The following is a 10,973-nucleotide window of genomic DNA, read 5'->3' on the forward strand; positions in this document are numbered from 1 at the left end:
ATTCGACGTCCGGTGTTGTAGCGCAGGAAGATCGAGGTGGTGTCGGCTTCGGAGTCCAGCCGTTCCCCGTAGGTGGGCCGCCCGCCGAGTCGCCATGCCGATTCTGTCTCGACGAGCCCGTGCAGGAACAACACGAGGTGCGCTCCCGCGTCGGGGAACGCCGCGGCGAGGGCGCGGTACTTCGGAACAACCGGGCGACCGTCGACGCGAATCGCCATCGGGTAGGCGAGCACTCGGGAACTGCGCTCCATATCGTCGCCGATGAGACCGTGCAGGACAGCGATGGTCTGCGCGCCGCCGGTGGTGTGCGACGGCGACGGTCGGGTGTCGTCCTCGGTCACGTCGTCGCCGGTCACGTCTGCGCGCCACCGGTCAGCGCGCCGACTGTCTTGGCTGCGCCGGAGCAGGCGGCGACGATGCTCGCGTAGGTGCCGGCGGCGATCGCGTCGTGCATCAGCTGTGTCGGCAAGACAGCCGGCCCTACGCCGAGTTTCACGGCGGCAAATGTGCGTCGTGCAATAGCCGAGTGAACTGCGCGGACACCACCCGCGGCCGACGCCAGCTCGCGAAGCGCGATTTCTGCGAGTTCACCCAACTCCTGTGTGCGCTGAGTTCTCTTCCCCACTCGATTCAGTGTACGTGTGTCCACTGGATCCGTCAGGGCTGGGATGGCTGCGGTTTTCCCATGTCACCGTCGCTCGAAATACTCGTGGACCTGGCGTACCGACATCGCTCCTTCACCGACTGCGGATGCGACTCTCTTCACCGAGCCGCTGCGGACGTCGCCCGCAGCGAACAAGCCGGGTCGGCTCGTTTCGAGCGTCCCGCACAGCGCTGCTCCGATCTGCAGGGCACCGTCTCCACGAGCGAGAGCTGCGTCCGTACCGGTGACGACGAACCCGTGTTCGTCGAGTGCGATGGCGTCGGCAAGCCACCCCGTGTAAGGCGTCGCTCCGATGAACACGAACAGGGCGTGCGCTCTGATCGTGGCCTGTTCGCCCGTGCGGTTGTTCTCGACCACGACTTCGTCGAGGTACTTCTTGCCGCGGACCTCGCGAACCTCGGTGTGGCGGTGCACGGTCACGTGCGGGTGGTGCTCGATCTGGTCGACCAGGTAACGGGACATGCTCTTTCCGAGATCGTCATTGCGGATGAGCAAGTGGACGTCCGAAACATGTTCGGCGAGAAACACTGTCGCCTGGCCTGCGGAGTTACCGCCGCCGACGATGGCCACCGGGTCGGTCCCGCACATGTGGGCTTCCTGATGAGTGGCGGCGTAGTACACACTCGTGCCTTCCAGTTCCGCGATACCGGGAACGGTCAACTTGCGGTACCGCGCGCCGGTGGCGAGCACGATGGACCGGCCGCGAACCGTGCCGCCGTCAGAGAGCCGGAGCACGTGGTACCCGGCTTCGGACGTCAATCCGGTCACCTCTGCCGAGACCAGGATGCGGGCACCGAACTTGTCGGCCTGGATCACAGCCCGCTCGGCCAATTCGGATCCGGAGATTCCGGCCGGGAATCCCAGATAGTTCTCGATTCGGGAGGAGGTGCTGGCCTGTCCCCCTGCGGCGATCGTCTCCAGCGTCACCGTGTTCAACCCGTCCGACGCTCCGTATACGGATGCGGCCAGTCCGGCCGGTCCTGCACCCACGACGACGAGATCGAACACGTCCTGGGCCGCGTTCGGCACGGAGAGTCCGACGATGCGTGCGAGCTCTGTGTTCGTCGGATTGCGCAGTACCTTCTCGCCGTGCCAGATGACGACGGGAACGTCCTCGGGGGCGATGTCCAGGCTGCGCAACAGCTGCTCCGCCCGCTCGTCCCGCTCCAGATCGATCCATTTGTGAGGCAATCGATTTCGCATTGCGAATTCTCGAAGCCGCAACGTGTCCGGTGAATAGCAGGACCCGATGATCCGGAACCCCGAGCCGAGCCCGATCAGCAGGTGCCGACGCAGCAGGTAAGCCCGCAGGATCAGATCGCTCAGCACTGGATCGTGGGCAACCAGTTCGCGCACCCGCTCGGCGGGAGTGACGAGCAGCTCGCCGTCTTCGATCGCTTCGGCGGTGTAGAACGCCACCTGACCTTCGAGCAGTCCGAGCTCACCCAAGAAGCGGCCGGGTCCGTGCACGCGAAGTATCCGACGTTCACCGTCCCGGTCACCCTCGTCGAGAACGGCGACCTTGCCGGACAGAACGACGAAGAAGTCGTTGCTGGGCGCACCCTCGCGTATCAGCACTTCTCCGGTACGAACCGATCGACGTGTGCCACCGACCTCGAGCACTGCGACCTGATCGTCCGTCAGCCGCGGGAACGCGCCGTGCTCGTCCGTGGTCTCGCCGACGACAACTGGTCCGGCGTCCTCAGACGAAATTTCGGTCGACATAACACCACCTCCAATCTTCTCCGGGCTCCATCGACCGAACGATCGGATGGCCGACGACATGTGCGTGCGCGCTCGCGTGTCTGCCCGGCGAGGAGTCGCAACACCCGACGTGCCCGCACGTCAGGCACAGCCTCAGGTGCACCCACGGGGTCCCGAGACGGAGGCATTCTTCGCAGCCCTGCGGGGTTCTGGGCACCACGGACCGGATTGCATCGACGTGCGGGTCCACTGGCACGAACGTCATGATGTCGCCTCCTTGCCTGCATTCTCCGAAAGCGCTCGATCGAGCCATGCGCGTAGCTGGTGTACCGGGGCTGCACCGGCCTGCCGAGCGAGGACCTCACCCCGATCCATCACCAGCAGGGTCGGCACGGCCCTGACGGTGAATCGTTCGGACGTCAGGGGTGCGGCATCCACGTCGACCTTGACCAGCTTGATCCGGCCCGCGCGTTCTCGGGCGAGCTGTTCGAGCGCCGGGCTGACCATGCGGCACGGTCCGCACCAGGTCGCCCAGAGATCGACGAGTACGGGCACCGAGGGGTGTTCGGCGATCTCCGCGAAGTCCTCGTCCCGTGCTGCGGCGATCCACGGCAGCGGCTCGTGGCAGTTCCCGCACCGGGGTGTCCCGTCCGCTGCGGCAGGGACCCTGTTGACCTTGCCGCAGTGCGCGCACTTCACCTTGTCCGATTCCATGGCGACATCTCCTCTCAGGCCGCCGCGACGGCGGGTTCCGCATACGCGACGACGAGTTCTCCGTCGACCACCGTGACGGTGATGGTGCCGCCTGGTTCGATGTCCCCTCGCAGTAGCGCGCGACCGATCTTGGTCTCGACCTCGTGGGCGATGTATCGACGCAATGGCCGTGCACCGTAGACCGGGTCGAATCCGCGCTCGGCGACGAGCCTGCGCGCGTCCGGGGTGATGTCCAGATCGATCCTGCGCTCCGACAATCGGTTTCGAAGATCGGCGAGCTGCAACCCGACGATGTGCTCGATCTGGGGCAGGGTGAGTGGGGTGAACAGCACGATGTCGTCGACCCGGTTGAGGAACTCGGGACGGAAATGCCCACGCAGTTCCGCGAGAACCCGCTCGCGGGCGTTCGGCTCGATCTCGCCGTCGGGTGTGACTCCTTCGAGGAGGTGCTGGGAACCGATGTTGGAGGTCATGATGATCACCGTGTTCCTGAAATCGACCTGCCTGCCTTGTGAATCGGTGATCCGGCCGTCGTCGAGCACCTGTAGCAGGGTATTGAACACATCTGCGTGCGCCTTCTCGATCTCGTCGAAAAGCACTACCGAGTACGGCTTTCGGCGCACCGCCTCGGTGAGCTGTCCGCCCTCGTCGTACCCCACGTATCCGGGAGGTGCCCCGATGAGCCGGCTCACCGTGTGCCGCTCCTGGTACTCGCTCATGTCCAGGCGCACCATGTTGTCTTCGCTGTCGAAGAGAGCACCGGCCAATGTTTTTGCGAGCTCGGTCTTTCCCACGCCCGTCGGGCCCAGAAAGATGAACGACCCGATCGGCCGCCGCGGATCACGGATGCCGGACCTCGCCCGGATCACCGCGTCCGCGACCAGCTGCACCGCCTCGTCCTGACCCACGACCCTCTCGTGCAGAATCTCGTCGAGCTGCAACAACTTCTGTCGCTCGCCTTCCTGCAGCCGAGCGACCGGGATCGAAGTCCACGCAGCCACGATTTCGGCGATCTCGTCCTCGGTGACCACTTCGCGCAACAACGGGCTCCGGCCTTGTCTGGTGACCAGCTGCTCCTCTGCCGACTCGAGCCTGCGTTCGAGCTCGACGATCTCGCCGTAGCGCAACTCGGCGGCCCGATTGAGGTCGTAGGCGCGCTCCGCCTCCTCGGCCTCGTGGCGCAAGCGCTCGAGCTCGCTCCGTAGCTCTTGCACCCGGCGGATCGCCTGTCGCTCCGCCTCCCACTGAGCGTGCCGGGCATCGGCCTCGGCCCGCAGGTCGGCCAGCTCCTTGCGCAGCTCGTCGAGACGTGCCTTGCTCGCTCCGTCGGTCTCCTTGGACAGCGCGGCATCTTCGATCTCGAGCCGGGTCACCTTCCGGGTGAGTTCGTCGAGTTCGGCCGGCATCGAATCGATTTCGGTGCGCAACCGAGCGCACGCCTCGTCGACCAGATCGATGGCCTTGTCCGGGAGAAAGCGGTCGGTGATGTAGCGGTGCGAGAGGGTGACGGCAGCGACGAGAGCGCCGTCCTGAATCTTCACGCCGTGAAACACCTCGAGGCGTTCGCGGAGTCCGCGCAGGATCGAGATGGCATCCTCGGCGCTCGGCTCGTCGACGAGGACGGTCTGGAACCGTCGCTCCAGTGCCGCATCGGATTCGATGTGCTTGCGATACTCGTCGAGCGTGGTGGCACCGATCATGTGCAGCTCGCCTCGGGCGAGCATCGGCTTGAGCATGTTGCCGGCGTCGAGAGACCCCTCACCGCCCACTGATCCCGCACCGACCACGGTATGCAACTCGTCGACGAACAACAGAATCCGCCCGTCGGCTGCCTTCACCTCGGCCAGCACCGCCTGCAGACGCTCCTCGAATTCCCCGCGGTACTTCGCGCCGGCCACCAGGGAACCCATGTCGAGTGAGAAGATCGTTCTGTCGCGCAGGCCTTCCGGAACGTCGCCGCGGACGATCCGCTGGGCAAGGCCCTCGACGATCGCGGTCTTCCCGACGCCGGGGTCGCCGATCAGAACCGGATTGTTCTTGGTCTTGCGGCTCAGGATCTGCGTGACCCTGCGGATTTCGGCGTCTCGTCCGATCACCGGATCGAGTTTGCCCGCCCGCCCCTCGGCGACCAGATCGCGTCCGTACTTCTCCAGCGCGTCGTACGCACCTTCCGGGCTGGCCGAGGTGACGCGTTGATTGCCGCGCACCTTCGTCAGCGCTGTGAGGAAGGAGTCCCTGGTGATTCCATGACGGGCGAGTACTCGCCCTGCCGCAGTGGCCGAACCCTCTTCGGCGAGGCCCATCAGGAGATGCTCCACCGACACGTAGGAATCCTTGAGCCGCTTCGCCTCTCGATCGGCGGCGTCGAGGAGCACGGACAAGCGTCGGGTGATCGCCACCTGACCGGTCCCGGCACCGGGGCCGCTGACCTTGGGCCTTCGCGAGAGTTCACGTTCCAGATCGGATTGCAGGGCATCGACCTCGGCACCGGCCTGCTCGAGCAATCGGGGCACCAACCCATCCTGCTGACCGACCAAGGCGAGCAGTAGGTGCTCTCCGTCGACCTCGGTGTGACCCATTCTGGTCGCAAGGCTCTGGGCCTCCTGCAGCGCTTCGCGCGACTTCTCGGTCAGGTTGCTGATGTCCATGTGGTTGTCCTCCTTCTGCGGGAAGATGCTTCGAGTGTCTCGATTCGTTCCAGCAGGTCGAGCACGAGCCCGATTGCCGAGTAGTTCAGGCCGAGACCAGTCCGCAGTCGTCGAATGCGGGCAGCATGGGCCACTTCGGTTGGCGCGAAGAACATTTCGCCACCTACGACGCGGTCGGCGTCGAGCAGACCGAGGACCACGAGCTTCCGTGCAAGTTCCGGATGCAGCCCCGTACGTTCGGCGAAGGCGTCGGTCGACAATTCGGTGCGTCGAACCAGTACGTACCGGACCACCGGGTTCGGGTCGCTCATGTCTTTGTCCTCGCATCGAAGTTCGATTCTGCGGCCAACTGCTCGAACAGTGCGCGTTCGCGTGCTGTCGGTTTCGACGGCACCATCACCTTGATCTCGGCGTACAGGTTGCCGTTGGGGCCACGCGGATTCGGCATTCCTTCGCCGCGCAGTCGCAGCTTCCTTCCAGTCGACGAGCCCGGAGCCACTTTGACTTTCGCCTCGCCACCCGGGGTGGGAACGGCGACGGTCGCCCCGAGGACCGCCTCCCATGGCGATACCGGGAGGTCGACGTGAATGTCTCGGCCCTGTACTCGGAACCGGGAATGTGGCTCGATCCGTACCACGAGGTACAGATCCCCTGGCGGCGCGCCGCCGTTGCTCCGTCCGCCTTGCCCGGCCAACCGAATTCGCTGGCCGTCCACGACCCCGGCCGGAATGTCGACGTCGTACTGCCGTCCGTCCAGTCCGAGCGTGCGTGTGCCGCCCCGGTACGCCTCCTCGACCGTCAAGGCCAGTTCCGCTTCCTGATCGGCACCGGGAATCGGCCCGTACCCGCCACCGCCGCCGAACATCTGCCCGAAGAGGTCGTCGAGATCGACGCCACCGTCGCCACCGGAACCGAAGTGCACGCGTCTGCTCCCGCGGTCGTATCCTCCGCCGCTGTTCCCGCCACCGCGGTATCCACCCGAGTGGGTGCGGGTCCGTTCGTCGTAATCCTCGGGGACACGCCGAAAGTCGGCACCGAACCGGTCGTAGCGTTTGCGAGTGTCCGGGTCGGACAACACCTGGTAGGCCTCGTTCATCTCCTTGAACGTGTCTTCCGCCGTGGGGTCCTTGTTCACGTCGGGGTGATACTTGCGAGCCAGCTTGCGGTAGGCCTGCTGGATCTCGTCGGTGCTCGCACCCCGCGGGACTCCGAGCGATTCGTAGTGGTCACGCGCCATCGGTGCTCACCCCTCGGGGCGGCTGACGACCACCGACGCCGGCCGCAGTTGCCGTCCGTCCTCTCCGTAACCCGGACGGACGACGTCGATCACGGTCCCGGACGGAAGGTCGGGCCGGACCACCACGCTGACCACTTCGTGCAATTGCGGGGAGAACGGAACTCCGACCTCGTCGTGACGCTCGAAACCGAACCGTGACAGCACCTGCACCGCCTGATCGCGAATCGCCTTGACGCCGTCGACAACGGTCTGCGAATCGCTGTCCGCATGTGCCAACGCAAGTTCCAGATTGTCCAGTACCGGCAGCCACGCCGCGGACACCTTCGTCACCTCCGCGGCCCGTTCTCGCTCCAGGTCCTTGGCATACCGCTTGCGCAGGTTGTCCAGATCGGCAAGGGCTCTGCGCCAGCGGTCGTCGAGTCGAGCCTCCTCGGCACTCGTGGCGGCGTGATCCGGTACCGTCTCGGTTCGATCTCCTTCCGTGACGTCGGCCGCTGGTTCGGGTGTCGAATGATCTGCAGCCCTTTCCATCTCGTGCCTCAGCTTCGATCGAATTCGGCGTCGATCACGTCGTCGTCATCGGTCGAGGCCGCGTCCGCGCCACCGACCTGACGTCCGTCACCGCCGTCCTGTACCGGCACGAGCCCGTAGAGGAGCTGTTGGAGCTCGGAGGCGAGTGGTTGTACATCTGCAGGCGAAGCGCCGTCCTTCACGGCCTTTCTGGCATCGGCGATCAGCATCTCGGCCCGTGCCCTGTCGTGCGGTGGCGCGCTGTCGCCGAGTTCGGCGAGTCGCCGTTCCACCTGATACGCAACGGAATCGAGTTCGTTGCGCGCGTCGACAGCTTTGCGCAGCGCCTCGTCATCGCCCCGATTCCGTTCGGCCTCGGCCAGCATGCGTTCGACCTCGCTCGGGTCCAGATTGCTCTGCTCACTGATCGTGATGCTCTGTTCCTTGCCGGTGTCCTTGTCCCTGGCCGTGACATTGAGTATGCCGTTGGCGTCGATATCGAACGTGACCTCGACCTGGGCGTCGCCGCGCGGTGCGGGCCGGATGTCTTCCAGACGGAAACGTCCGAGCGAACGGTTGTCGGCGGCCCGCTCGCGTTCGCCCTGCAGCACAACGACATCCACGGCGGACTGCTCGTCCTCCGCGGTGGAGAACACTTCGCTGCGGCGGGCCGGGATGGTCGTGTTGCGCTCGATGATCTTGGTCATCACCCCGCCCTGTGTCTCGACGCCGAGAGACAGCGGGGTGACGTCGAGCAGCAGCACGTCGGAGACCTCGCCCTTGAGCACGCCGGCTTGAACCGCCGCGCCGAGAGCCACGACTTCGTCCGGATTGACGCCCATGTGGGGGTCCTTGCCGCCGGTGAGCCGGCGAACCAGGGCTTGCACCGCCGGGATGCGCGTCGAACCACCGACCAGAATCACTTCGTCTATGTCGTTGGCGGTGACCTTGGCATCACTCATTGCCTGTTTCACTGGGTCGAGGCAGCGCTCCACGAGATCCGCCGTCAGATCCTCGAACTTCGATCGCATGACGGTGGTCGTGAGGTGCTTGGGACCGTCCGAATCGGCGGTGACGAACGGCAGGTTGACCTGGGCCTGGGTCACCGAGGACAACTCGACCTTGGCCTTCTCTGCGGCCTCGAAAAGGCGCTGCAACGCCTGTGCGTCCTTGCGCAGATCGATGTTTTCCACCTGCTGGAAGTCGTCGGCGAGGTAGTCCACCAGGCGTCGATCGAAGTCGTCCCCGCCCAGGTGAGAGTCGCCGGCCGTCGACCGAACCTCGACGACACCCTCGCCGACGTCGAGCAAGCTCACATCGAAGGTGCCGCCGCCGAGGTCGAAGACCAGTACGGTTTCGTGGACCTGCTTGTCCATGCCGTACGCCAGCGCCGCAGCGGTCGGCTCGTTGATGATCCGTAGGACTTCGAGGCCCGCGATGCGGCCGGCGTCCTTGGTGGCGTTGCGCTGCGCGTCGTTGAAGTACGCCGGTACTGTGATGACCGCTTCCTTGACCTTCTCGCCGAGAAACTTGCTCGCGTCGTCGACGAGCTTGCGCAGTACGAGGGCACTGATCTCCTCCGGCGCATACTTCTTGCCCCGCACATCGATTCGGGCCTCGCCGTTGTCACCGGCCACGATGTCGAAGCTGACCGCTCTTGCCTCATCGGAGATCTCGTCGTAGTGGCGTCCGATGAAGCGTTTCGCCGAGTAGATCGTGCCCTTCGGATTCAAGATCGCCTGCCGTCGGGCAAGCTGACCCACCAGCCGTTCTCCGCTCTCGGTGAAGGCCACCACCGACGGCGTCGTCCGCGCTCCCTCGATATTGGAGATCACCACCGGCTCGCCGCCTTGCCAGCTGGCGATGACGGAGTTGGTGGTGCCCAGGTCTATACCCACAGCAGTCGCCATGACTCGTTCCTTTCGATCGGTCCGGCCGGTGAGCATGTGGACAGCGTCGTCCGTTACCCCGACATCGGCGAAGACTTCGTAGTGAGGTGGTTGTACTGGCTGGTACGAGTCGAGATCGGCACGCCTGTTGGGAAATGCAGTTCGAGAAGGTGGCCGACACACCCGCAGCGCAAAATGATTGGATGAGAACGAATGTGGCTGTTAGGCAGCATTATTCACCGTACAACGGAAGTCGACCGCATGAATCCTTGGTCGCGACTGTCGTCGTCGGCGAGTGTCGGGCGTTCGATATTTTTGTATCCGTGCAAACAGATCGTGATGTTCGAGCCGATACGCGGTGTGGGCAGTTCGCAGCAGCACGCTGAACTGACCGGTAACCCAAAACGTTGGCACATCAACATGTTTCGCGACGTGACCGAAATTCGGCCGGCGCTGCACCTGGCGTGTCTATTCCCTCTACCGGTCGAGTATCCTCTCTCGGCTGCGAGATTACTAGGGGTAAAACCAAATTCGCTCTTGCGCGCGGACTGCAGGCCCTTCCCTTTGCCGGTCCGAGGTGTGATGCTTGGCCGTGTCCACCACCTCGAACAGGAGAATCGTCATGGTCACCAAGGCACTGCTGGTCCGACTCGAAGCCAAGCCCGGCAAGGAAGATGCAGTCGAGGAGTTTCTCCGGTCGGCCCAACCGCTCGTCGAACAGGAGCCCGGCACCCGACCCTGGTTGGCGGTACGGTTCGGCCCATCGACGTTCGGCATCGTCGATGCTTTCCCGGACGACGCCGCCCGTGAAACGCATCTCAACGGACCGGTCGGCCAGGCTCTCGGCGAACGGGCGGACGAACTCTTCGCCTCGCCGCCCGAAATAAGCTACCTCGATGTACTCGCCGAGAAGCTCTGACCTGGACTGCACACTTCGCTCACCTGCGAGCCCGACTGTCGTCCTGAATTGTTGGCCCGCTTCGGTTGTCCGCCCGGGTGTGCGCCGACAACATGTCCACGCTGAGTGAGATCGGTTGTTCCTGTTGCATTCCGGTGATTCTGGGAGGTGCGTATCGTTCGTCGATCGGTTCGCGGACTCCGGCGCTGTGACGCGCCGATAGGGGTGGGCACGACCGGGTCTCGGCGCGAGTACCGTCGGCTCAGTCTCGGCGGCCGACCACAGGGTTCAGTTCGGAGGCCGCGAGGCCGCCGGGCTCGACACCGGGAAGGAATTCGCGCCACGTTCCGCTGATCAGCGTCGGCGACTCCACGACTCGAGCCCCGTCGGCGAAGTAGGTGGTGGCCAGCGCTCGGCGAGGCTGAGTGGTCAGGTTGGGCCCCGCGGTGTGGATGCACAGCGCGGAGTGGAACGACACGTCGCCCACTGCGAACGGCTCCGACTGCACCGCGACGTCACGCTCGACGAAGCGCTGCGCGACGGCCTCGTCGTACGACGTGCCGACCTTGTCGAACTCCAAGTCCGCAACCTCGCTCAGCACCTCTCGGCCGCGAGCGAACGACAGCGGACCCATTCGGCCGGGGATCGCCGACATCGGCATCCATGCAGTGACCGCCTGCGTGGTTTGGAGCGGGAAATGCTCCGCGTC

The 10,973-nt window shown here is 64.9% G+C and carries 11 protein-coding genes and 1 pseudogene; 1 reads left to right on the forward strand and 11 read right to left on the reverse strand.

Going from position 1 to position 10,973, the window contains the following annotated elements; all coding sequences use genetic code 11:
• The 10 genes and pseudogenes from ABZ677_RS27505 to dnaK form a co-directional block, all read right to left on the reverse strand.
• Positions 1-356, reverse strand: a pseudogene (locus ABZ677_RS27505) (alpha/beta hydrolase); the annotation flags it as partial.
• Positions 353-625, reverse strand: coding sequence for a hypothetical protein (locus ABZ677_RS27510; protein ID WP_358375204.1), 273 nt, complete (start codon positions 623-625; stop codon positions 353-355). The gene ABZ677_RS27510 and the pseudogene ABZ677_RS27505, both read right to left, overlap by 4 nt.
• Positions 626-688: 63 nt before the next feature.
• Positions 689-2,389: an FAD-dependent oxidoreductase gene (locus ABZ677_RS27515; protein WP_358375207.1), complete on the reverse strand. Its 1,701-nt coding sequence runs from the start codon at positions 2,387-2,389 to the stop codon at positions 689-691.
• Positions 2,367-2,633 carry a UBP-type zinc finger domain-containing protein gene (locus ABZ677_RS27520; protein ID WP_082898839.1) on the reverse strand — a complete coding sequence of 89 codons (267 nt, stop codon included), beginning with the start codon at positions 2,631-2,633 and terminating at the stop codon, positions 2,367-2,369. The genes ABZ677_RS27515 and ABZ677_RS27520 overlap by 23 nt, the downstream gene beginning before the upstream one ends.
• The gene (trxA, locus tag ABZ677_RS27525; protein WP_358375211.1) at positions 2,630-3,082 is read right to left on the reverse strand and encodes a thioredoxin; all 453 of its coding nucleotides are present in this window, start codon (positions 3,080-3,082) and stop codon (positions 2,630-2,632) included. Before trxA ends, ABZ677_RS27520 begins: the two co-directional genes overlap by 4 nt.
• Positions 3,083-3,096: 14 nt before the next feature.
• On the reverse strand, positions 3,097-5,730 hold the full coding sequence (clpB, locus tag ABZ677_RS27530; RefSeq protein ID WP_358375214.1) for an ATP-dependent chaperone ClpB: 2,634 nt from the start codon (positions 5,728-5,730) through the stop codon (positions 3,097-3,099).
• A complete protein-coding gene (locus ABZ677_RS27535) occupies positions 5,712-6,041 on the reverse strand; it encodes a chaperone modulator CbpM (RefSeq protein ID WP_032376243.1) in 330 nt (109 codons plus the stop codon). The genes clpB and ABZ677_RS27535 overlap by 19 nt, the downstream gene beginning before the upstream one ends.
• Positions 6,038-6,967, reverse strand: a complete 930-nt coding sequence (locus tag ABZ677_RS27540) for a DnaJ C-terminal domain-containing protein (RefSeq protein ID WP_358375217.1) — start codon at positions 6,965-6,967, stop codon at positions 6,038-6,040. The genes ABZ677_RS27535 and ABZ677_RS27540 overlap by 4 nt, the downstream gene beginning before the upstream one ends.
• 6 nt (positions 6,968-6,973) lie before the next feature.
• Positions 6,974-7,498 (reverse strand): nucleotide exchange factor GrpE, encoded by a 525-nt coding sequence (locus ABZ677_RS27545; protein WP_032396037.1) that lies wholly within the window; start codon positions 7,496-7,498, stop codon positions 6,974-6,976.
• An 8-nt stretch (positions 7,499-7,506) separates the two neighbouring features.
• Positions 7,507-9,387, reverse strand: a complete 1,881-nt coding sequence (dnaK, locus tag ABZ677_RS27550) for a molecular chaperone DnaK (protein WP_032396347.1) — start codon at positions 9,385-9,387, stop codon at positions 7,507-7,509.
• A 601-nt stretch (positions 9,388-9,988) separates the two neighbouring features.
• Between dnaK and ABZ677_RS27555 the strand changes: the two genes are divergently transcribed.
• Positions 9,989-10,285 (forward strand): antibiotic biosynthesis monooxygenase, encoded by a 297-nt coding sequence (locus ABZ677_RS27555; RefSeq protein WP_032376247.1) that lies wholly within the window; start codon positions 9,989-9,991, stop codon positions 10,283-10,285.
• Between the two features lie 241 nt (positions 10,286-10,526).
• Here the strand turns inward: ABZ677_RS27555 and ABZ677_RS27560 are convergent.
• Positions 10,527-10,973, reverse strand: a 447-nt coding sequence (locus ABZ677_RS27560) for a phytanoyl-CoA dioxygenase family protein (protein ID WP_358375221.1), incomplete at its 5' end; no start/stop codon positions are given.

The sequence above is a fragment of the Rhodococcus sp. NPDC006774 genome (genome assembly GCF_040636045.1).
Classification (GTDB): domain Bacteria; phylum Actinomycetota; class Actinomycetes; order Mycobacteriales; family Mycobacteriaceae; genus Rhodococcoides.